This is a genomic window from Stenotrophomonas sp. PvP093, assembly GCF_017876915.1.
GTDB classification, from domain to species: Bacteria; Pseudomonadota; Gammaproteobacteria; order Xanthomonadales; family Xanthomonadaceae; genus Stenotrophomonas; species Stenotrophomonas muris.
Genome location: NZ_JAGIOX010000004.1, coordinates 2,259,570 through 2,283,272, shown reverse-complemented (window position 1 = coordinate 2,283,272; position 23,703 = coordinate 2,259,570). Strand labels below are relative to the sequence as shown.

General features: G+C 67.6%; 13 protein-coding genes. 1 reads left to right on the top strand and 12 read right to left on the bottom strand.

Annotated features, from left to right (window positions below; genetic code table 11):
- Positions 1 to 12: 12 nt before the first annotated feature.
- Genes J3A72_RS13055 through J3A72_RS13040 form a run of 4 tightly spaced genes read right to left on the bottom strand, consistent with a single transcriptional unit; the run spans position 13 to position 8,595 of the window.
- Entirely contained in the window at positions 13 to 2,706 is a 2,694-nt protein-coding gene (locus J3A72_RS13055; RefSeq protein WP_080469299.1) for a glycoside hydrolase family 3 protein, read from the bottom strand.
- On the bottom strand, positions 2,703 to 4,397 hold the full coding sequence (locus J3A72_RS13050; RefSeq protein WP_075076925.1) for a glycoside hydrolase family 43 protein: 1,695 nt from the start codon (positions 4,395 to 4,397) through the stop codon (positions 2,703 to 2,705). Before J3A72_RS13050 ends, J3A72_RS13055 begins: the two co-directional genes overlap by 4 nt.
- 53 nt (positions 4,398 to 4,450) lie before the next feature.
- On the bottom strand, positions 4,451 to 6,439 hold the full coding sequence (locus J3A72_RS13045; RefSeq protein ID WP_014647203.1) for a sialate O-acetylesterase: 1,989 nt from the start codon (positions 6,437 to 6,439) through the stop codon (positions 4,451 to 4,453).
- Complete coding sequence (locus J3A72_RS13040) at positions 6,436 to 8,595, bottom strand: alpha-glucuronidase family glycosyl hydrolase (protein ID WP_075077008.1); 2,160 nt, start codon at positions 8,593 to 8,595, stop codon at positions 6,436 to 6,438. The genes J3A72_RS13045 and J3A72_RS13040 overlap by 4 nt, the downstream gene beginning before the upstream one ends.
- Positions 8,596 to 8,702: 107 nt before the next feature.
- Here J3A72_RS13040 and J3A72_RS13035 point away from each other — a divergent pair, with 107 nt between their 5' ends.
- Positions 8,703 to 9,761, top strand: coding sequence for a LacI family DNA-binding transcriptional regulator (locus J3A72_RS13035; RefSeq protein WP_014647205.1), 1,059 nt, complete (start codon positions 8,703 to 8,705; stop codon positions 9,759 to 9,761).
- A 67-nt stretch (positions 9,762 to 9,828) separates the two neighbouring features.
- Here J3A72_RS13035 and J3A72_RS13030 read toward each other — a convergent pair whose 3' ends face one another.
- The 8 genes from J3A72_RS13030 to J3A72_RS12995 form a co-directional block, all read right to left on the bottom strand.
- Positions 9,829 to 12,387, bottom strand: coding sequence for an exo 1,3/1,4-beta-D-glucan glucohydrolase (locus J3A72_RS13030; protein WP_140222832.1), 2,559 nt, complete (start codon positions 12,385 to 12,387; stop codon positions 9,829 to 9,831).
- On the bottom strand, positions 12,384 to 13,793 hold the full coding sequence (locus tag J3A72_RS13025; protein ID WP_075076926.1) for a sugar porter family MFS transporter: 1,410 nt from the start codon (positions 13,791 to 13,793) through the stop codon (positions 12,384 to 12,386). Before J3A72_RS13025 ends, J3A72_RS13030 begins: the two co-directional genes overlap by 4 nt.
- Before the next feature lie 31 nt (positions 13,794 to 13,824).
- The gene (gene xylA, locus J3A72_RS13020) at positions 13,825 to 15,159 is read right to left on the bottom strand and encodes a xylose isomerase (RefSeq protein ID WP_075076927.1); all 1,335 of its coding nucleotides are present in this window, start codon (positions 15,157 to 15,159) and stop codon (positions 13,825 to 13,827) included.
- 43 nt (positions 15,160 to 15,202) lie between these two features.
- Complete coding sequence (xylB, locus tag J3A72_RS13015; RefSeq protein WP_075076928.1) at positions 15,203 to 16,696, bottom strand: xylulokinase; 1,494 nt, start codon at positions 16,694 to 16,696, stop codon at positions 15,203 to 15,205.
- Positions 16,697 to 16,859: 163 nt separating this feature from the next.
- Complete coding sequence (locus tag J3A72_RS13010) at positions 16,860 to 18,392, bottom strand: tryptophan halogenase family protein (RefSeq protein WP_075076929.1); 1,533 nt, start codon at positions 18,390 to 18,392, stop codon at positions 16,860 to 16,862.
- Between the two features lie 11 nt (positions 18,393 to 18,403).
- Complete coding sequence (locus J3A72_RS13005) at positions 18,404 to 19,426, bottom strand: cupin-like domain-containing protein (RefSeq protein ID WP_075076930.1); 1,023 nt, start codon at positions 19,424 to 19,426, stop codon at positions 18,404 to 18,406.
- Between the two features lie 3 nt (positions 19,427 to 19,429).
- The gene (locus tag J3A72_RS13000; RefSeq protein WP_075076931.1) at positions 19,430 to 20,188 is read right to left on the bottom strand and encodes a SapC family protein; all 759 of its coding nucleotides are present in this window, start codon (positions 20,186 to 20,188) and stop codon (positions 19,430 to 19,432) included.
- 130 nt (positions 20,189 to 20,318) lie between these two features.
- A complete protein-coding gene (locus tag J3A72_RS12995; RefSeq protein ID WP_014647213.1) occupies positions 20,319 to 23,447 on the bottom strand; it encodes a TonB-dependent receptor in 3,129 nt (1,042 codons plus the stop codon).
- Positions 23,448 to 23,703 lie beyond the last annotated feature (256 nt).

Below are 23,703 nucleotides of genomic sequence, written 5' to 3'. Positions count from 1 at the left end.
CGGCGAGAGCGATCAGTCATGCGCGGACACCACCGTGAACCTGCCCTGCGCGCGTGCATCGGCACTGGACGCCCCCACCCTGACCTCGTAGGCACCGGGCCGCACCTCATACGCGGCGCGCGCTTCGTCATAGTGGCGCAGGGCCTGCGCTGCCTCCAGGGTGAACGTCACCGTGCGGTGTTCGCCCGGGGCCAGATGGATCCGCTGGAAGCCACGCAGCTCCTGCACGGCATCGCCGCTGCCAGCGTGCTCGCGCCGCACGTACAGCTGCACCACTTCGTCACCGCTGCGCGTGCCTGCGTTGGTCACATCGACCGCAACGCCCAGGCGGCCATCGGCCCGGAGCCTGGCTGCATCGAGGCGGAGCGTTCCATAGTCGAACCGCGTATACGACAGGCCGTGACCGAACGGATAAAGTGGCGTGCCGCGGAAGTAGCGATAGGTGCGGCCCTCCATGGCGTAGTCGTCGAATGCCGGCAACGCTTCGCTGGCCTTGTAGAACGTCACTGGCAACCGGCCGGCGGGATTGATGTCGCCGAACAGCGCCTGGCCGACGGCGGTGCCGCCGCGCTGCCCGGGGTACCAGCTCATCAGGATCGCCGGCAGATGCGACTGCGCCCAGTCCACGGCAATGGCCGAGCCGCCGGTGAGCACCATCACCACCGGCTTGCCGGTAGCGTGCAGGGCCTCCAGCAGGGTGCGCTGCGGCGCGGGCAACCGCAGGTCGGTACGGTCGCCACCGGCAAAGCCTGGATAGTTGACCGTCATTTCCTCGCCTTCGACATCGCCGGTAAGGCCACCGACGAACACCACCACATCGGCTTCGCGTGCGGCATCGAGCGCTTCATCGAACGGCGCCTTGGCGCCGGGCATGCGCCAGCCCAGGCGCACGCCGGCATCGCGCTCGTCGTCGTAGTACTCCAGCGTCATCGCGTAGGCACGCCCGGCCTGCAGCTCCAGTTCGATGCCCTCGGCATGCAGGCGATCTGTGTTCACCCAGTGATCGATCACGCGCTTCCCGTCCAGGTACAGGCGGTAGCCATCGTCGCCGGCCACCTCCAGCCGGTAGCGGCCGGACACGGGTGGCAGCAGTTGGCCGCTCCAGCGGATGCTGAAGCGGTCGTTCGGGATCCCCTGCCCCGGTGCCGCTTCGCCGCGTGCCAGCAGGTTGTCGGTCGGCGAGCCGCGGTCCCAGCGGAAGCCGATCTGCGCGTCGGTACGCACCAGGGCCGGCGTACCGGACAGGTCGGGCGTGCGGAAGTACTCGCCACGCAGGCCACGCTCGGGCGAGTCCGCCGAAGGCCGCAGGAAGGTCGGCTCGATCAACGGCGTGGCACCGGGATCGTCGCGGCCCTCCACCAGGTCCACGCCGCGGGCATAGCGAACCTCGACGCCCTTGGCCGCCTCGCGTATGCCCTGCAGGATCGTGACCGGCGCGGCCGGTGTGCCGAAGTAGTTGCCGAGCAGCGCCATGGTGTCGTCGGCAGTGGGTCCGACCACGGCAATGCGCTTGATGTCGCGTGACAGCGGCAGGATGCCGTCGTTCTTCAGCAGCACCAGCGACGCCTGCGCGGCCTTGAGCGCCAGCGCATCATGTGCCGGGGCCTGGTTCACCGAGGCCGGAATGCGCGCCCAGCGCACCCGCTCCGGCGGGTCGAACATGCCCAGGCGCATCCGTGCGGTGAACAGACGGGTCACCGCATCGTCGATCTCCGCTTCGCTGATCAAACCCTGACGCACGGCCGACGGAAGCGTGGCGTACTCCTGGCCGCATTCCAGCTCGGTGCCATTCCTGACCGCCAGCGCCGCAGCGGCTTCGCGCGTGGTCACGATATGGTGGTGCTTCCAGATGTCGACGATGGCCCAGCAGTCCGAGACCACGTAGCCCTTGAAGCCCCAGTCGCGTCGCAGCACATCGCGCAGCAGGAAACGGCTGGCACTGGCGGACTCGCCGTACACGCGGTTGTAGGCGCCCATCACAGCATCGACGTCGCCCTCCTTGACCAGCGCCTCGAATGCCGGCAGGTAGGTGTCATACAGGTCGCGCCGGCTGGGCCGTGCATCGAAGTGATGGCGGTCGGCCTCCGGCCCGCTGTGCACGGCCAGATGCTTGGCGGTGGCGTCCAGCTTGCGGTAGACGGGGTCGTCGCCCTGCAGGCCACGTACGAAGGCCACGCCCATGCGCGCGGTGAGGTACGGGTCCTCGCCATAGGTTTCCTGTCCGCGGCCCCAGCGCGGGTCGCGGAAGATGTTGACGTTCGGCGACCAGAAGGTCAGCCCCTGGTAACGGCCGTGCGCGCCTTCGCGGAGGAACTGGTGGTGCTTTGCGCGGGCCTCATCGCTGATCGTCGTGGCCACCTGCCCCATCAACGGCACATCGAAGGTCGCGGCCAGGCCGATCGCCTGCGGAAAGACCGTGGCCTGCCCTGCCCGTGCCACGCCATGCAGTCCCTCATTCCACCAGTCGTAGGCGGGCACACCCAGGCGTTCGATTGCCGGCGCGGCGTTCTGCATCTGCGCGGCTTTCTCTTCCAGCGTCATCTGCGCGACGAGTGAGGCAGCCCGTTGCTCGAAGCTGGCCGAAACGTCCAGCCAGGGCCGCGGCGCGGCTGCGGATGCGGCCGCCGCGATGCAGGTCAGAACGAACACAGTGAGCCCGCGGCGCAACGTGCGGCGACGGGCGTTGGACGACAGCGACAGCCTCATTTGCTTCTCCCGGTGCGCTCATCGCGCGCGAAGGGACCCAGCAGTGCGCCTACGAAGCCGCCCGCCCGGTCCGTGCTCAGAACGGTGCCATCCACCTTGCCTGCAAGCAGTTGCCAGCCCTGCCCGTCGCCGGTATCGAACGAGAACGCGTAGTCGCCCTCGTTGCCGTCGATCTTCAGGCGCAACGCGTCCGGTGCCCGCACCTCGCGGGTCGCCACGATGCGCGTACTGCCACCGCCATCACGAACTTCCAGGAAGAGCGAAAGTCGCTCGTCCGGAAGGCTGCGAACGCCAAGGAAGTACCAGTACGCCTCGCTCTGGAACGCCGCCAGGCCGGCCGCCACGCCAGGCCCCGGCCGGCTCATCGCGGCGCTCGCCTCGAAGCGCAGGTGCTGCTGGCGTCGGCCAAGGAACGCGGGATTGCGCAGCGTGTCCAGATCCTCGGCAAGCGGGTGCACGGCCAGCATTCCCGGGCGCGTGGCCAGGTCGGCCCAGGCGTGCTTGGGCACCCGCACGCGCAGCCACTGGCGATCGAGCCTCGGTCCATCGAAGTTGTCGCGCTCGACGAAGTTGCCGGTCGAGGGGGCCTGGGATGCCTCGCCCTGCATCCACGACGGCGCCTTGACCACGTAGGGGATGGGCTGGTCGGCCGGCAGGATCCGTGGCCAGCCGTCCTGCCAGCGCACCGGCAGCAGATAGGTCTCGCGCCCGGTGTTGTAGTGCCGCGTCTGATAGTTGCGGCTGGCCAGGAACACCGCCCACCACGAACCGTCCGGGCCTTCGACCAGGTCGGCATGGCCGGCATTGGTGATCGGTAGCGGTCGGTCGTCGGGCAGCTCGCGCTGGGTCAGGATCGGATTGCCCGCGTAGGGGTCATACGGGCCCCACACGGCGCGGCTGCGCAGCACCACCTGGGAGTGCTGCGGCCCGGTGCCCCCTTCGGCATCGGACAGGTAATACCAGCCCTGGCGCTTGTAGATGTGGGGTCCTTCGATCCAGATCGGGTTCTTCGCCGGCTCCACGCCCGCGTCGACCAGCACCCGGCGCGGCCCGACCGGCTTGAAGGCAGCCAGATCGATCTGCTGCATCCAGATGGCGCGGTGCCCGTCGTAGCGCGGCGGGCCGGGCGGTGCATCGTTGTTGACCAGGTACACCTTGCCGTCGTCATCGAAGAACAGTGATGGATCGATGCCATCGATGCCGGGCAGCCAGTGCGGATCGGACCACGGACCGGCCGGGTCGCGCGCGGTGGCAATGAAGTTGCCGCCACTGTCGGTGGCCGTGGTCACCACGTAGAAGACCCCATCGTGGTATTCGATGGTGGGCGCGAAGATGCCGCGCGAGACGCTCAGCCCGTCGAAATCCAGCTGCGTGGCGCGGTCGATCACGTTGCCGATCTGCTTCCAGTGAACCAGGTCGGCACTCTCGAACACCGGAATGCCCGGGAAATAGGTGAAGCTGGAATTGACCAGGTAGAACCGGCCGTTCGCGCTCACGATGCTGGGATCGGCATGGAAGCCGGCCAGCACCGGATTGCGGTAGTGGCCGGCCGGCAGCGGCGTGTCGAAGGCCGCGTCGTGGCCGCGGTATTCGAACCAGTCAAAGTACACCGGCGGTGCGTCCGGCGGCGCGCTGGCCGGGCTGGTTGCGGCCGACAGCAGGAGTGCCGCCGCCAGCAGGTGGCGCGCCATCGACCTCAGGCCGGCCCTGTCGCGGACCGGAGGGGACTGCTTGGACAACGTCATCATCGTCGCGTCTCGGCTTCGGCAATGGGAAGTTCGAACGGGCCTGCCGGTGCCCCGCTGCGGTCGCGTAGCGTGCACACCGGGCCATCGGCCCAGCAATAGCGGACATGCGTTGCGTGCGTCGACAGCGGGCCGCGCAGCAGGATCCGGCGCCCATCCAGTTCGGCGTCGCCGTAGTCGCAGTGGCGGGTATCACCCCTGGTCCCGCACAGTTCAAAACCAATCGGACGCAGCGCGCCGGTCGCGGTGAGCACGCCTTCGACATCCTCGAACGCAATGGCCACGCCAGCGGGCGTCCGCACGGCCGTTACCGCTCGCGGACCCGACGGCGCCACGTCCTGCTTGCCGTACACCACGTGGCGCGCCACGCGCGCCAGGCGGCGCCCGAGCTCCTGCTTGTTCGGCGGATGGATGTCGTAGGCGTCGCCGATGTCGATGGCAATGGCGAGCCCGCTCCGCGCATCCTCGGCGGCGACGCGCCGCTGCGCCTCACGCACCTGCGCCCAACCGCTGGCGGCGGGCACAACCGGCGGCTGGCCGTAGCCGGCCAGCTGCACCAGCAGCAGTGGCGTGCGCGCACCGAACTGCCGCCGCCAGTCCTCGCGCAGCGCACGCAACCGCATCGCATACGCCGCACCATCGCTGGTGTTCGATTCACCTTGATACCAGAGCATGCCGCGCAGCCCGAAGCCCCCGAGCGGTGCGATCATCCCGTTGTACAGCGTCGACAGCCCGGTGGCGGCCTGCCATGGCGCGAAAGGCGGCGCCTGCTGGCCCGCCGCCACCCGGTATTTCCAGAGGCCCTGCAGTGCCACGCGCTCGCCGTTGTCGAACTGCAGGCCGTATGCCGTTGAGGGGCCGGCCAGGCCGCCTTCGCCGTAGGTGTCCAGCACGTTGACCGCAATGCTGTTGGATCCCGCCTTCAACAGGCCACTCGGCAACGGATAGCGCCTCTGGCCGGCGCCGTACTGGCTGCCGACGGCGACCCCGTTCACCCAGGTCACGTCCACCTCGTCGGCCGATGCCAGCTCCAGGGTCGCGCCGCGTGCAGCCTGTTCAGCGCTCAGCACCACCTGCGTGCGATACCAGACCATGCCGTTGTAATCGGCAAGCGCGGGCTCGTTCCACCGCTCCCATGCGCCCAGTGTGGCCGGTGCGTGCGACCATGCGCGGTCATCGGTATCCGCGCGCCAAGGTGCGTCGCCCGGCAGCGCCCCTTCGCGCGTCTCCCACCAGTGCTGCCAGTGGCGGCCCCAGGCTGCGCGTGCCTCCAGCGGATCACGGGCAGAGCGCGCGAGAATATCGAGGGCCTCGTCCATGCCACCTTGCCCGCGCAGGGCATCGGTACTGGTCCAGGCCTCGATCCGCGAGCCGCCCCACGCTGCCTGGATCAGCCCCATCGGTACGGTAACCGTGCGCTGCAGTTCGCGGGCGAAATAGAAGCAGGCTGCAGAGAAACCGCGCACCGAATCGGGCGTTGCCCGCGTCCATCCAGGGTCACCCTTGAAGCTCTCCTGCGCCTGCACGGCCGCGTCCTTCGGCACGCTGAACAGCCGGATCCGTGGCAGCGTGGCCGAGGCGATCTCGCTGGCTGCGTTGAGCGAGCGCCAGACCGGCAGCTCCATGTTCGACTGCCCCGCGCACAACCAGACGTCGCCGACCAGAAGATCCCGCGCCGTCTCACGCCGGGTCCCGGCGGTTGCCTCGAGGGTGTACGGGCCGCCTGCGGCGATGGCGGGGAACATGGCCTGCCAGCGGCCTGCCCTATCGGCCTGTGTGGCCACCGCCTGGCCCGCGAAGGTGGCCGATACCGCCTGCCCAGGGCTTGCCTGGCCCCAGACGGTGATCGGCCGGTCGCGCTGCAGGACCGCATGGTCCTGGAACAGCGGGTGCAGCAAACCCGTCGTTTCGCCGGCCGCCACCGGTGCGGCAAGCCACGCCAGCACCATCAACGCCGCCGCGCGCGCGGACCATCCGAACCGGTTCATCGCCCATCTCCGGGTGCGAAAGGAAACTGCAACGCCTGGTAGTACGACAACGGCTGTGGCGGTGGCCGTTCTCCCGCCGGCAGCGGTCGGCCGCTGACTGACTGGAAGTACGCCACACTGGCATCGCGCCACCACTGCGCTTCCTCGCGCTGGATCTGCAGGAACGCCGCCACCTGCTGGTGCCGCTGCGGATCGATCCGATCGCGCAGGCCCGCCCAGGTCGCCTGCATCGACTGCACCTGGCGCACACCCCGCGAATAGCGCCCGACCAGTTCGTCCCACAGCGTCCTTCCCGAGCGCATGCGGCGGTCCCACGGCACGTGATGGAACCACAGCAGCAGCGACTCGGGCACCCGCGCCGGATCGCCATAAACCCCGGCAACCGGCGGGAAGTACTGCCCCACGGCGTTGCTTCCGCTTGCGCCGCGGTCAAAACCGATGCCGTTGCGGTCTGCACGGTGGTAGTAGACCGACGTCCAGTCCGCACGCGGGCCGCCGTCCACCCAGGGGCCGGGCCCGTAGTGATGGCCGCGTGCCATGAGGTGATGCAACCCAAGCGGCGTCATGTAGTCCACTGCCGCCTCGCGCGAGTCCATCATCATCCGCACGATCGGGCCGGTCACCTGCGGGTCGGGCGAGAAGGTCAGCGCGGCCCAGTCCTCGGCAATGCCGCGCGCGGACTGCTGCGGATTCCATGCCAGTCGCCCGAACGCGTACCAGTTGGCCTGGTCGAAATGCGAGCCGCTCCAGGTGCGGTCTACGCCGATGTTCGCAACGCCGGCGATGCCGGTCAGTGCATGACCTTCCAACGAGCCATCGACCACGCGGGCGACCGTGGAGCCCTCGCCGCGTGCATGGGTGTCGGCCTGCAGCACTTCTTCGTAAAGCGTTCCCAGGTACACCAGGTGCGTCGCAAAACCCAGGTACTCCTTGGTGATCTGCAGTTCCATCATCAGCGGCGTGCGCGGCATGGCGCCGAACAGCGGATGGAACGGCTCGCGCGGCTGGAAGTCGATGGGGCCGTTCTTCACCTGCACGATCACGTTGGGGCGGAAGGCACCGTCCAGCCCGACAAACTCGCTGTACGCCTGCTTGGCGCGATCTTCGGGGACCTGGTGCGAGTACACGAAGGCGCGCCACATCACTACGCCGTTGTAGGGCGCCAGTGCCTCGGCCAGCAGGTTGGCGCCGTCGGCATGGGAACGACCGTAATCCTGCGGCCCGGGTTGCCCCTCCGAGTTCGCCTTGACCAGGAAACCCCCAAAATCCGGAATGCGCGCATGGATCTCATCGACCTTGTCGCGCCACCAGCGCCGCACAGCCGGATCCAGCGGATCAGCCGTTGCCAGGCCGCCAAGCTCGATGGGCGCACTGAGGCGCGCGCTCAGGTAGACCCGGATGCCATAGGGCCGGAACAGGTCGGCCAGCGCGGCGGCCTTGGCCAGATAGGCCGGCGACAGGCTCAGCGCACTGGCATTGACGTTGTTGAGGACGGTGCCGTTGATGCCGAGCGAGGCGTTGGCACGGGCGTAGTCGGTGTAGCGCGGGTCACGCCACTGCGGCAACGTCTGCCAGTCCCACAGCGAGCTGCCTGCATAGCCACGCTCGACGTAACGATTCAGGTTGTCCCAATGGTTGAGCACACGCAGTGCGACCTGCGGCGACTCATGCACATCCAGCGCCTGCAGTGGGGTGCCACGCTGCATCAGCCGCAGCAGATGGAACATGCCATACAGCACGCCGACATCCTGGCGTGCCGCCACAAGCAGCACGTCGCGCCCCTCGATCCGGACCCGCCGGATCAGGAACCCCTCGTTGCCCAACGTGGCGATCTCGTTGCCGTACGCGGCGACGAGTGTCGAAGATTGCGGCGTGCCCAGCACCAGGGCACGCTCGGTACTGATTGCCGTTCGCATTGGCGGCGACGCTCCCAGCAATCCAGGGAGGCTGCGCGCAAGCTCGTCGCGGGTGGCGCGCTGCATTGGCGTGCGATCCGGGGCCACCACTTCGGCCAGTTGCCGCCGGTAATCGGCAGCGACCGTTGCGGCAACCGGCTGGTAGCGCATCCACAGCGCATAGCCATCCTCCGCCCGTGCCCCGCCAACACAGGCCAGCAGCACGGGCAGGGCCCACAGGTGCGTGCCGACAGCGCGCAACAACGGCGTTAACATGCGCCTTTGTAGACTACGTCCGGGCCCGGGGCAGCGCATCATCGTCCTTCGCACCCGCGCGGCAGCGCCACCAAGAACAAAGGGATCGTGCATTGGACAAGCCGAAGAAATCGGTTCGCCGCAGAACCGCAGGCGTGACGATCGACGAGGTTGCGGCCCTTGCCGGCGTTTCGCCGATGACCGTGTCGCGGGTAATCAACCAGGGCAAGGTGCGCGACGTCACCCGCGAGCGCGTGCTGCGCGCCGTGCGTGAGCTGGGCTATACGCCCAATCTTGCCGCCAGTTCGCTGGCCGCTGCACAGCACACGCGCATTGCGCTGATCTACACCAACCCCAGCGGCGCCTACCTGCGCGAACTGCTGGTGGGCCTGCTGCGCGTTGCCTCCAGTTCCGCCATCCAGCTGGTCATCGACTACTGGGACAACCTGGATGCCGAATCCGAACGCAGGGCGGCGCGTGCGCTCGCCGGACGCGTCGACGGGGTGATCCTGCCGCCGCCGCTGTGCGAATCGCAGGCCGCCGTAAGCGAACTGGTCAAGGCTGGCATTCCGGTGGTGGCCATCGCATCGGGTCGCCTGAGCGAGGCCCTGTCCTGCGTCCGCATCGACGATTTCAGTGCGGGCAGGGAAATGACCGATCACCTGCTCCGGCAGGGACACACCCGCATCGGTTTCATCCGTGGGCGCGATGACCTGAGCGCAAGTGCGCTCCGCTACGACGGCTTCGTCACCGCCCTGCGCGAGGCCGGGCTGGCGGTGGAGCCCGGCCTGGTCCAGCACGGTGACTACACCTACCGGTCCGGCCTGGCCGCGGCCGAGAAGCTGCTGTCCCAGCGCCGGCCACCGACCGCGATTTTCGCCAGCAACGACGACATGGGCGCCGCCGCCATCTCCGTGGCGCATCGGCGCGGGCTGGAAGTGCCACGCGACCTGTCGGTGGTGGGTTTCGATGACACCTCGGCCGCCACCACCGTGTGGCCGGAACTGACCACGATCCACCAGCCCATCGCCTCGATGGCCAACGCGGCCATCGACATCCTGCTGCGCACCATCCGCCGGCCTGCGGGGGACGCAACGGTGCTGCGCGAACATGTGATGCCGCATCGGCTGATCGCACGCGGTTCGGTAGCCGCACCGCCCACGCGCCGGTAGCGAAGGCCCCGCCCTCATGCCTGCGCCTGCGCAGTAGGCGGCAGGGTGCCGGTCAGGCCGGCAGCAATCATGCGCCGCATCCAAGGGCGACCTCGGCTTCGTTCAGTGCGCCCAGCGCGACGCGTGACACGGAGATCGTCATCGCATCGGCCGTCACCACCGACCACGGTCGGTCGATCGCGTCCAGCTTTGCACCCGCCTTGGCCAGGCACTTCAGCGGCACGCCAACGCGCTTCCACTGGCCTTGTGGAAGCGCCGCCAGCGACGGCCCGATGGCGATGCGTGCCGAGCAGCCCACGCCGCAACCGACCGACAGCCATGCCTCACCCTCCGGCGCAGCGTCCACGCGCAGCGTGGTCAGCAGCATCAGGTCACCGTTGGATTCGCGCTGCAGGTCCAGCGCCGTGTGCGAGTGCAGTGCAGCAACGGCCTCGCCCTTGCCCGACCAGGCCAGGCGGCGCCCATCCTCCTGCGCCAGATGATCCACGCCGGTGATCTTCAGCCGATCATCGGGCAATGCGTCCGGCACGCGGGTCACGGTCAGGCCCTGGCCTGCGGCCTGCTCAAGGCGCAGCGCCATGCCGGGGCCTGCATCACCGCGCGCGAAGAACACGCCGGTCGCACCCTCGTTGCCGGTCACACCCGATGCCTCCGGCAGCGCGGCCAGGTCGCCGTTGTCGGCGTAGGTCAGGCCGAAGCCGAACGCAAACAACGGATCGTAGTCCTTCTGGCCGACGTTGTTGGCGTACTGGGTGGCGGTGCGCGGCCAGCTGAAACTGAGCTTGCCCTTGAAATCGTGCTGCACCCGGCCATCGCTTCCGCGCAGCAGTACATCGGCAATGCCGGCGCCTTCCGAGCCCGGCAGCCACGCGGCCACGAAGGCATCGGCGGCATTGATTTCCCGGTTCACCCAGAGCGGCCGCCCGCTCAGGAAGACCGCGACGACCGGTATGCCATCGGCCTTGAGCCGCTTGAGCAGCGCCAGATCCGTTTCGTTGCCGGGCTTGTAGGCCAGCGTCGGCCGGTCTCCCTGGAACTCGGCATAGGGGTCTTCGCCAAACACCACCACCGCCACGTCGGGTTTCACTGCATAGCGACCGTCAACGGCAAGCACGGCTTCACCACCGGCCGCCCTGGCCTGGTGCGCGATGCCCTCATAGATGGAGTCCGCATTGGGGAAGTCCTTGCGGGTGGTGCCGGTGCCCTGCCAGTTGAGCGTCCAGCCCCCGGCCTGCTTGCCGACATCGTTGGCACCGTCGCCGGCCACGAGGATCCGCTGCTTCGGCGACAGCGGCAGGACGCCGTTCTGGTTCTTCAGCAGGACCAGCGATTCGCGCACGGCCTGCCGGGCCACCGCGCGATGTGCCGGCGCGCCGATCAGTGCGAACTGGCCGCCAACGGCCCGCGTGGACGGCCTGCCGGCCTCGAACAACCCCAGGCGGAACTTGACCCGCAGTATCCGGCGCACCGCATCGTCCAGGCGCTGCGGCGTTATCCGGCCGTCCTTCACCGCAGCCAGCGTCGTCTCGTAGAAGCCTTTCCAGCTGTCCGAGGCCATCGCCATGTCCAGGCCCGCGTTGATCGTGGCCGGGCAGTCCGTGGTGGTGCAGCCCTTGACCTGGCCATGACCATTCCAGTCGCCCACCACGAAGCCACCGAAGTTCATGCGTCCCTTGAGCACATCGGTGAGGTAGTGCCGGTGCCCGTGCATCTTTTCACCGTTGACGCTGTTGAACGATGCCATCGCGGTCTGCGCGCCGGCGGCGATGGCCGGCGGGTATCCGGCGGCGTGGATGCGTACCAGGTCCGGCTCACTGATGCGGGTGTCGCCCTGGTCCTTGCCGTCGGTGGTGCCGCCATCACCGAGAAAGTGCTTCACCGAGGCGATCACATGGCGGCCATCGAGGAACTCCGGTGTTCCCACCCTGCCCTGCAATCCCTCCACCATGGCGCCGGCATAGCTGGCCACCACCTCGGGCGATTCCGAGTAGCCCTCGTAGCTGCGGCCCCAGCGATCATCCTGGGGTACCGCAACGGTCGGCGCGAACGTCCACTCCATGCCGGTGACGCGGGTTTCCAGCGCGGTGATGCCACCGATCTGCCGCAGCAGCTCCGGATTGCGTGTGGCGCCCAGCCCGATGTTGTGCGGGAACAACGTGGCGCCAATGATGTTGCTCTGCCCATGCACGGCATCGATGCCGAACAGCAGCGGGATGGCCTTGCCGCCTTTCGACGTGTCCATGGACGCGTCGTAGAAGGCGTCTGCCAGCGCCAGCCACTCGGCTGGCGACGCATCGTAGCGGCCACCGGGGTCGGAATTGCCACCGGCCAGGATCGAACCAAGGCGGTAGCGCCGCACGTCATCGGGGGTGAGGCTGGCAATGTCGCCCTGCACGAGCTGGCCGACCTTTTCCTCCACCGTCATGCCGGCCATCAGGTCGGTGATCCGCTTCTCCAGAGCAGGATCCGCGGCCAGTGGCCAGGTGACCTGCGGCCACGGGTCGCTGGCGGCTCCCGCAGTGGCGGCGGGCCGGTCCTGGCCGTGGCAGCCCAGCAACGCCAGCGTCAGCACGGCGACCAGCACGCCGCTGCGGGATACGGAGGTCTGCGATGTCATGGCGCTCATCCTTCCATCTGCTCCAGTTCCTTGCCCTTGGTCTCGTGCACATGCCGGACCACGAAAATCACCGAGATGATCGCCGCCACCAGGTAGATGCCGTAGGTGGCCGCCAGCCCGGCCGCGGCCAGCAGCATCGGGAACGTCACCGTGACCACGAAGTTGGAGGTCCATTGCGCTGCGCCGGCGACCGCCAGTGCCGAACCGCGGATCTGGTTCGGAAACATCTCGCCCAGCATCACCCACATCACCGGCCCCCACGACAGGTTGAAGAACACGACATAGGCATTGGCCGCCACCAGCGCCAGCGTGCCCATGCGCCCGGGTAGCTGCAGATGCCCGTCGGCCAGTGAACCACTTGCAAACGCGACCACCACCAGTGCAAGCGACAGCGACATCCCGGCCGAGCCGAACCACAGCAGGGGCTTGCGGCCGATCCGGTCGATCAGCAGCACCGTGACCACGCAGGCGCCGATGCTCAGCGCGCCGGACAGCACGTTGATCAGCAGCGCGTCGTTTTCGGAAAAGCCGACCGCCTGCCACAGCACGGCGCCGTAGTAGAACACCACGTTGATGCCGACCAGCTGCTGGAAGCAGGCCAGCCCGACGCCGACCCACACAATCGGGCGGATCCGCCCGGTCGCCAGGCTCTTCAGATCGGACAGGCGCGGGCGATGGTGGTCGTTGGACAGCGAGGCATCGATCTCTTCGAGCGTGGCGCGGGCCTTGTCGTTGCCGAGCAGCCGGGTGAGCACGCGCAGCGCGTCGTCCTTGCGCCGCTTCACCACCAGGTAGCGCGGGCTCTCAGGAATGGTCAGCAACAGCAGCAGGAACACCAGCGATGGCGCGGCCTGCATCCAGAACATCCAGCGCCAGGCAGCCTGCCCGGCCCACAGCGGCTCGGTCGACGCGCCCGCTGCGGCCGCCAGCAGGTAGTTGGACAGGAAGGCAGCGGTGAGCCCGGTGATGATCGCGATCTGCTGCACCGTGGCCAGGCGGCCGCGATAGCGGGCCGGAGCGACCTCGGCAATGTAGGCCGGCGAGATCACGCTCGCCGCGCCTACCGCGAACCCACCCACCACCCGCGCCGCAATGAACCAGCCCGACGAGGCCGCCGCCCCGGCACCGAGTGCCGACAGCAGGAACATCACCGCCGACAGGATCAGCACGTTGCGACGGCCGAGGCGGTCGGCCAGGCGGCCGGCACTGAACGCGCCCACCGCACAGCCCAGCAGCATCGACGCGATCTCGAACCCCTGCATCCATTCACCGGACCGGAACGCCTGGTGCAGGCCGTCCTGGGTGCCGTTGATCACGCCGCTGTCGAAGCCGAACAGAAAACCGCCAATCGTCGCTACCACGCTGATCAGTACGATCAGCCGGGTGTTCTCACCGCTGCCTGCTGCCTGGTTCATTCCCGTCCCCTTGCGTGCACCGTTGCCGCGCTCAGCGCAGCAGGTACTGGTTGAGCAGGTTTTCGTAACGCTCCTGCTTGCCGCTGGCCTGGTGCGGTTCGCCGAGGCGGGCGGCCAGGCCCGCCAGGTCCGGCAGGCTGAGCGCGCCACGCTCGAACTCCTGGCCGGCGCCGCTGTCGAAACTCGCGTAGCGCTCCTTGCGCCATTGCTCCCAGGGCGACTCGGTCAGCAGTGCATGGGCAACCTCCAGCCCGCGTGCGAACGCATCCATGCCGCCGATATGGGCAATGAACAGATCCTCAAGGTCGGTCGACTCACGGCGCACTTTGGCATCGAAGTTCAACCCGCCCTCCAGCCCGCCCTGGCGCAGCACGACCAGCATCGCACCCACCGTGTCGTACAGATCGCTGGGGAACTGGTCGGTGTCCCAGCCGTTCTGCGCGTTGCCGCGGTTGGCATCGATGCTGCCGAGCAGGCCATGGTCGGACGCAACCTGCAGGTCGTGCTCGAAGGTGTGCCCGGACAACGTGGCGTGGTTGGCTTCGATGTTGAGCTTGAAGTCCTTGTCCAGCCCATGCTCCTTCAGGAAGCCCACCACCGTGGCACTGTCGAAGTCGTACTGGTGCTTCATCGGCTCCATCGGCTTGGGCTCGATCAGGAAGTTGCCCTTCAGGCCGATGCTGCGGCCGTAGTCGCGGGCCATGGTGAGGAAGCGCGCGAAATGTTCGATCTCGCGCTTCATCTGGGTATTGGCCAACGACGCATAACCTTCGCGTCCGCCCCAGAAAACGTAGTGCTCGCCGCCGAGTTCGACCGTGGCCTCCAGCGCGGCCTTGACCTGCACCGCTGCGCGCGCGACCACCGCGAAGTCGGGGTTGGTCGATGCGCCGTTCATGTAACGCGGGTGCGAGAACAGGTTGGCCGTGCCCCACAGCAGCTTGACGCCGGTGGCCTCCTGGCGCGCCTTGGCCAGGGCCACCATGTGCGAGAGGTTCTTCTGGTACTGGCCGATGTCGTCGGCATCCGGCGCCAGGTCGATATCGTGGAAGCACCAGTACGGCACGCCCAGCTTGGTGAAGAACTCGAACGCCGCGTCCACCTTCGCTTCGGCCGTGGCCAGTGGCGAGGCTGCCTCCCACGGGAACTGCCGGGTACCCGGGCCGAACGGATCGTGCCCGGCATTGCAGAAGGTGTGCCAGTAGCACACGGCGAAGCGCAGATGCTCCTGCATGGTCTTGCCACCGATGACCCGGTTCGCATCGTAGACCTTGAAGGCAAGCGCATTGTCCGAGCCCTTGCCCTCGAACGGAATGCGGCCGACGCCGGGGAAGTATTCCTTGGCGCCGATGAAGGGCTGCGTGCTCATGGTGCGTGCTCCTGTCGTTGTACGGGGTGTCGTGGAGGAGCCATCAGCCGCGCTGCAGCGGCGTGATGGCATCGAGATGACTGAGGAAGCGTGCGTAGGCCCGTGCATAGGCATCGCTGCGGGCCGGATCCGGCCGTGCAGACAGCGCCGGATCGACGGTGACGTGGCGCGCGGTGATGTCGCTGATCGAGGCGGCGTCTCCCTGCGCCCGGGCGAGCGCCCACAGCGCCTGCAGTGCCGCACCAAACGCCGCGCCTTCGGCCTGGACCGGGACGTCCACCGGCAGGCCGAACACATCAGCCACCAGCTGACGCCAGGCCGCGCTGTTGCTGCCACCGCCGGTGAGCACGATGCGATCGAACTGCATGCCCGCGCGGACGAAGGCGTCGTAGCCGTACTTCAGGCTGTAGGTCGCGCCCTCCATGGCGGCGCGGTAGAGGTGCGCCGGGGTGAAATTGGCGATGTCCAGGCCTGCCAGCACGCCCTTGCCGAGCGGCAGGTCGGGGGTACGTTCGCCATTGAGGAACGGCAGCATCACCAGCCCCCCTGCGCCCGGCGGCGTCGCGTGGAGGTGCGCATCGCCGTCGCGGGTGCTGAAACCGAAGGCGCTGGCCACGCGTTCGGTGGCTACGGTGCAGTTCATGGTGCAGATCAGCGGCAGCCAGCCACCGGTGGACGAGCAGAACGCCGCCCACGCGCCGTCCGGATCGATCATTGGCGAGCCGGAATACGCAAACAGCGTTCCGGAGGTTCCCAGGCTCATCGCCAGCCGCCCTTCCGTGACGCAGCCGGTGCCGATTGCCGCCATCATGTTGTCGCCGCCACCAACGGCAATCTTCACGGCCGCCGGCAGCCCCAACTCGGCCGCTGCCTTCGGCGCGATATCGAACAGGGCATCGGGTGCTGCGATCGGCGGCAGGCAGGCGGCAAGATCACGATCAGGATCGGTGGCGCGCAGCAGTTCCTGCGACCAGGTGCGTGTGCGCACGTCCAGCCAGCCGGTTCCGGACGCATCGCCAAGCTCGCAGAACCGCTGTCCGGTCAACACGAAATTCAGGTAGTCGTGTGGCAGCAGGATGGTCGCCAGCCGCGCATAGGCGTCGGCACGGCGGATCCGGGTCCAGGGCAGCTTGGACGCTGTGTAGCCGGCCAGGATCGGGTTGCCCGCCAGCGCGATGGTCCGTTGGAACCCGCCCACGGCGTCCATGATCTGGATGCATTCGGCCGAGGTGCTGGTGTCGCACCACAGCTTGGCCGGCGCCAGCACCTCGCCGGCATCATCAACCGGCACGAACCCATGCTGCTGCCCCGATACCGCCAGTGCGACGATGCGAGCGCGCAGCGAGGGGTCGATCCTGGCAAAGCAGTCGCGCAGGGCCGACACCCAGCCGGCAGGCGCCTGTTCACGGCTGCCGTCGGCACCGCTGTCCAGCGCGAGCGGCACGCTGGCCGAGGCCACCACCACCTGCGTCCGCGGGTCATAGACCAGCACCTTCAGGCTCTGCGTCCCTGCATCGATCCCTGCAACCAGACCCATCGAAACCGCCTCCGATCAAAAAAGGTAGCGCTAACATTCCGTGGACTCAAAAAGGGGGCGTGGTGTCCGGCCCCCTCGTTGCCACCGCGCGCGTCATCGCCAGCGGTGTTGCCGCACTGTAACCAGCTGCAGCGGAAAAAGCGTGCTGCAACGCAAAACCCTGCTACGCGCTTGCTGCCGTCGAACGCCACACGTCCACGCCGGACCTGCAGTACTGCGCGATGAACTCCGCCTGCGCCGGCATCTGCGCGGCAGCCTGCTGCACGGGCTGTTGGATGCCCTTCAACAGGGTGCGCAGATCGGCGTCGCTCACGGCCCGCGCCAGCGGGTGGGCGGGACCCGGCGCGATGCCCTGCCCGAGCAGCACGCTGGTCCAGGATTCCACGCGGAAAACCTCGCCGGGGTCCTGCCACGCATGTGCACGCTCGCGCCACGCGCTCAGCCGCTGCTGCAGCGATTCGGGCACGCGCATTTCGCGACACGCCTTCCACATCGGTTCGGGGCGCTGGGTTGCGTGGTAGTGCAGGATGATGAAGTCGCGCACGTGCTCCATTTCCTGGCGGCTGACATCGTTGTACAGCTTCACCAGCGACGCACTGATGCCGTCGAACGGGAACAGCTGGATCAGGCGCACTACCGCGCTGATCGTCAGATGGATGCTGGTCGACTCCAGCGGTTCGATGAAGCCGCTGGCCAGCCCGAGCGACACCACGTTCCTGTTCCAGGCCTTCAGCCGGCGCCCGCTGCGGAACGGCACCTTCCATGGATCGCGCAAAGGTGGAGCCCCGGCATCGCGCAGCAGCTTCGCTGCGGCCTCGTCATCGGACAGGTGGCGGCTGTCATACACCAGCCCGCAGCCAACGCGGTGCTGCAGCGCGATGTGCCAGCGCCACCCCGCTTCGTGGGCGATCGCCCGGGTATAGGGCACCGGCGGCGCCACCGCTTCGGTCTGCACCGCCACGGCGCGGTCGCACGGCAGCCATTCGTGCCAGTCCTCGTAGCCGGTGCCCAGCGTCTGCTCGATCAGCAGGCCACGGAAGCCGGTGCAGTCGATGAACAGGTCACCCTCGATCACCTGGCCGTCGTCCAGTACCAGCGCCTGCACCGAACCGTCGTGCGCGTGCTGCCTGACCTGGGCGATCCTGCCTTCGATCCGGCGCAGGCCGTGGGCCTCAGCCCTGCGGCGCAGGAACCGCGCATACAGGCTGGCATCGAAATGATACGCATAGCTGGCCTGCGGCTGGGTGTGCAGCGAGAAGCGGTCGCCATGCGATGCGATGCTCTCCAGGCTGAAGTCGCCCAGCTCCGAGGGCATGCCGCGGCGCAGGCTGTCCAGCCAGAAGTGATGGAAGGGTGCCGCCCAGGTGCCGTGGCCGATGGTGCCGAACGGATGGAAGAAGCGATCCCCCGGCAGGCGCCAGTTCTCGAACGAGATCGACAGCTTGAAGGTGCCGGCCACCGCGCGCAGGAACTCCTGCTCGTCAATCTGCAGGAAGCGATGGAAGGTGCGGATCGGCGGCACGGTGGACTCACCGACGCCGACCGTGCCGATCTGCTCGGACTCGACCAGCGTGATCTGCAGCTGGTCACGGAACTGATGCGCCAGCGCGCAGCCGGCCAGCCATCCCGCCGTACCGCCACCGGCAATGACCACCTTGCGGATGCGCCCTGCAGGCGTGCTCTGGGTATCCAACACGGTGCCCTCTCTCAACGGTTGAGCCTGCCCAGCAGCATCGCGCGCATGCGGCGGGCGCGCTGCTCGTCGAACGGTGCCAGATCCCCGCGCGCCGTCTCAGGCAGGTGCTGACCGGCGCGCTCGCCGGGGCCGAATACGTAGTAGCGGAAGAGCCCTTCCCAGGCCTGCTTCTCACGCGCTGGCAGGTCGCGCACGGACCACATCGCGTGCTGCATCGCCGCCAGCGGCGACCCCAGCCAGGCCGGCGAGCTTCGCCACCAGTAGTTCACCAGCACGTTGAACGGTTCCAGGCTGCGTACATGGTGCCACCACATGCTGGGAATGAAGATCGCATCGCCGGGCCCAAGTACCGCCCTGCGTGCATGCGCCAGCGCCTCGCGGAAGCGTGGATGCCGCTCGAAGTCGGGGCGCTCGAAGTCCACCACGCTCACTACCTGCCCCCCCGGCGTGGGTTCGAGCGGGCCCGGATAGAGGTTGTCGACCTGGGCGGGCGGGAACAGCGTGAACTCGCGCTGCCCCACCGCGCAGAAGGCGAGGTTGTCGGGTGTGTCGAAATGGCACGAGGCCGTCACCCGGTTGCCGATCCAGATGCTGGCGGTGGCGTCGATGCCCTGCTTCGCCAGCCCGGCATCGTTGGCCTGCGCGAATGCCGGCAGCAGTGCCCGCGTGATCGGCAGCGAGGCCACGTAATAGGTTGGCGGCCGCGGCGCATGCAGCGTCGCGGCGATCTCTTCCAGCACCTGGGCGAGTACACCGCGCCGCACTTCGAAGTTCAGCCGGGTGAAGTCCGCGCTGTAGAACGGGCGGCCCGCGATCTCGGCGCCGCCGAACGAGTACTGGATGGGCGCACCCGCATCGACGCTGCACAGGTACGCCATCGCGTCACGCACGCCGCCCAGTCCGGCCTGGACCAGTGGCCAACCGCTGGCGATGCCGCGCAGTACGACCGGCTCACCGGCCTCCACCAGGGCGGCCAATGGCAAGGCAGCAGGATCGATGCCTTCCAGGATCCGTATCGGCAGGCGGGCTTGCACCGGTCAGTTCCTGACCGCCTGCGCGTTGCCGTCCTGGACGCGGAGACGGCGCTGCTTCTCGGCGATCAGGCGGCGCATGTTATGCAGCGAGGCAAGCATCAGGTACGCACCTTCCAGGTAACCGGCGCGGTTCAACGCAGCCAGGCGTGAACTGTCCAGCGCCGCCAGGCGCTCGCGGTCGATGCCGTGCAATCCGCTCACGCCCACGCGGTGATGCGGCGCGAGCTGCACATCAAGCGTGACCGGCTGGATGAGGCCACAGTCGTCGAGCATCGTGAACATACTGGCCGCGAAGGCACTGCCCTCGTGGATGCCGCGCAGCACGCCGGCGATGTGGTCCAGGTAAGGCGTGTTTCCACCCTGCGGCAGGAACACCGGCTCACCGGCGCCGGAGGTGACACGCGGATGGTCCAGGTCGACGTGCATCACCGCGTCCTGGGTGAGCAGGCCGTCCACGTAGTGCTCCTGGAAGCCGATCAGGAACGGCCCTTTTGCGGCCGCGCCGGGCAGGTAGGAGGCATTCCAGCGTCCGTCCTGCAGGTACAGGTTCTCGTGCTGCTCGAAACCCAGCAGGGCCACGGACTGCCACGCCCCGGTCCCGGCCTCCCGGCGCAGGAAGATCGGATACTCGCGCTGCAGTTCGGCGAATTCGCTGGGATAGGCCGGCACCATGCCCACCGCATCGCCGAACTGCGGCCCGAATCCGGTGGCGACCCTCAGGTCCCGATGCGCGATGTTGTTGAGCATTTCATAGCGGGCCATCGAGGTATCCAGTCCAGTGCGGGGTGGCTGGCCAGCAGGGTAGCGCAGGCGCGCGACAGGTGCGGCGACTCGGCCCCGGGCGGCACCGCCGCGGACAGCGGTGCCGTGCCGGGCGCATCGGCAACCAGGCTCAGAACTTGTAGCGGACGCCCAGCATGTAGCGCGGGCTCTGGTCGGCCAGCTTGACGATCATCTGCGAGGTGCGCGAGCGCCACCGCACATCCTCGCCGGTCAGGTTGATCGCCTCCAGGCTGAAGGACCAGTGGTCATCCAGCGCGTAGTTGACGCTGAGATCCCACTGCTCGTACGGCTCCACGTAGTACGGATTGCGGCTGGAACCCTGGTTGGCCAGGATCAGGTACTGGTCGCGCCAGTTCCATGCCAGGCGCACCGACCACCCGTACTTCTCGTACATCAGCATGGCGTTGGCAGTGTCGCTCAGGCCGGTGAGCGAGAACTGGTCGATACCCGGATCGCCGCCATTGTTGTAGCCGACATCACCTTTGACCACGGTGTAGTTGGCCAGCACGCCGAAGCCGGTGTCACCGAAGAAGTACTGGCCGCCCAGTTCCCAGCCATGCAGCTTGGACTTGTTCTGGTTGATCGGGCGATTGACGTTGAACTGGTAAAGCGGGTCGTTGGCCTGCCCATACAGATCGTAGGCCGCTTCGGTGGCCAGTACCTGCGCATCGGTGCCGTTGTAGGCGCCCAGGCCAGCTGGATTGTTGCGCAGCAGCGCCAGTGCGGTGAACAGCGAGGTGTCGTTGGCTGAGCAGGCGGCCGCATTGGCCGGCCCGACCTGGGCCACGCAGGCGCCGCTGGTCAGGAAGTCCAACGCCGCCCGCGCATCCGGCCCGGAGGTCGGGTCGGTGAGGCCGTACAGGCTCTCCTGGACGACCGTGTTGCCGATGAAGTTGCTGACCGACTTGTTCCAGTAGGTCAATGACACATAGCTGGCGTCGGCGAAGTACCACTCCAGCCCCAGGTCGAGGTTGTCCGATTCCAGCGGCTTCAGGCTCGGGTTCTGCGAATTGCCGCTGGCGCGCGACGAGGGATCGATCAGCACCGAGCCGAACGGCTGCTGGGCACCGGGCCCTGCATACAGGTTGCCGTACGGCGCGCGGGCGATGCTCTTGCCGAACGAAACGCGGCCCTTCAGTTCCTCGGTGAGGTCGATGCTGAAATCAAGGTTGGGCAGGATGTAGCTGTACCGCGCCTTCTCGGTGAAGGGCTGCTGCTCATCGGACAGCACGATGCGGAAATCGTTGTTGGCCTGCCACTCGATGGACTCGGGAACGGCAATGACCGAGGTCGACACCACGTCGGTGGTTTCATAGCGCACGCCCAGGCGGGTATTGGTGCGCATGCCGCCCAGCTCCCCGTCCAGCTCCACCTGGAAGTACGCCGCCTTGGTCTTCTCTTCCACGAAGTTGTCGGCAGCGCGTTGCGGGTCCACGCCCAGGCCGACGCCGTACTCGCGCGACGCCCATTGCGCGAGCTGCCCGGCATTGCCGCGCCAGGCCGGCCAGCTGTTGGCACTGTAGTCATCGAACAGGCCGACGATGCTGACCGGCTGCAGCAGGTCCATCAGGCCGGCGGCGGTATCCCGGTCCACGTTGGCCACGCCCCAGTCGCCCAGTGTCGAATAGGCCTCGGCGGCCTGGATGCGGTGGGTGGTGGACTTGTTCGTATCCACGCCGAACTGGAAGCGGCCGTGGTCGAAGTTCCATTCGCCGTCGACACGCGCCTGCTTGATCTTGCTGATCTGGGTCTGCGCGTTGACGCGCAGCACCTGGGTGCCGATCTCGCCTTCCTGGAAGCCCGGATTGACCACGCCATTGGTCCCGGCGATCGCATCGGCAGTACTGGGATACCAGACCTGGGTGCCGACCGGCAGGCCATTGTTGAAGTTCAACTCCTGTACCCAGGAGCCACCGCAATGCGGGCCACGGGTGCAGTTGTTGGTGCCGGCAATGCTCATGAAGATGGAGCCGCCGCCGGTCAGTGGGTCATTGGGGCGGCTTTCATTCTTCGAATTGTGCGCATCGAAGCTGAGCTTGAAACGGTCGCTGACATTCCACACCGCGTTGAAGCCCAGCGAGCCCAGCTTGTACTCCTGCATGCTGCGCTGCTGTTCCAGCCCGAAGTCCTTGGTGCCGGCGATCTCGCGGATGTAGACCGGGGTGGCGACCGCACCGGAGGTGTCGAACTGGACATTGGTGTAGTTGCTGTTCTGCAGCCACATGCCCTGCTCGCCACGATTCTCGGTGATCTCGTTGGTCGAGTAGGTGTAATCCATCGTCAGGGTCAGGCTGTCCGTCGGTGCGAACTGCAGCACGGCCTGCCCATTGACTCGCTCGCGCTCGAATTCGGAGAACGCGTAGCGCAGGTCGTTGGGCCGCGCATAGAGCTGGCCGACGGCCGGGGCGTTCACCACGGTCGGGTTGCCCGGCATCGACCCCGTCCAGGGCTGCACGTTCCAGTAGTTCTCCGTGGCCTGCACCGAGCCGCCCTTGCGCTTCTGCTGGCTCGCGCTGAGGCTGACGCCAAAGGTCTTTTCCGGATTGCTGTAACTGAAGATGCCCGACAGCTCCGGCGTCAGGTCGTTGTCGAACGGCTGGCTCTGGTCGGAGACCAGCTTTGCCCCGGCATTGGCCACGATGCCGGCGTGGTCGAGCGGGCGCGAGGTCAGGATGTTGATCGTCGCGCCGATGCCACCGCTGGGCACCTGTGCCTGGCTGGTCTTGTAGACCTCGATGCCATTGATGGCCTCGGCGGCCAGCTGCGCGAAATTGAAGGCGCGAGTGCCGCCGTCGACACCGCCGATGGCCACCTGCCCGGAGGCACCGAATGCATCGGCGCCGGGCATCTGGCGACCATTGAGCGTGACCATGTTGAACTGCGGACCAAAGCCACGCGCGGTCACCTGCGCGCCCTCGCCGTCACGGCGCTCGATGGAGATGCCGGTGATGCGCTGCAACGACTCGGCAAGATTGGTATCGGGGAACTTGCCGATGTCCTCGGCGCTGATCGCATCGACCACGCCCGCCGAGTCGCGCTTGATGTCCATGGCCTGGCTCAGGCTGTTGCGTATGCCCGTGACCTGCACTGCATCGAGCTGGGTGGGCTGCGACTGGCTCTGCGGCTGCTGCCCGGTTGCCGTTGCTGCGTCCTGCGCAAACGCAGGATTGATGACCAGGGCGCCACCCACGAAGGTGAACATGGCCCGGGACCGGAACTTCGCCAACGCGCGGCTCATGAACCGGACCTCGGGCCCGGGGTGCCACGGAAACTGCAAGTGCTCATGAAAGTCCCCTCTGACATACGATCGAATGGATGTACCGCCCCCTCCCAGGGGCACGCACGGGCGTGGCCCGCATTCCAAACCGAACAGCACGGCTGCTGGAGCACGCCGCGACTTACACTTGCTTTTCAAGCCTGCCAGGACAAACACGCGGCAAAGAAGGCAGCCCCTTGGACCCTGGATCCCCGTCCGACTGGTAGCGCTACCATCG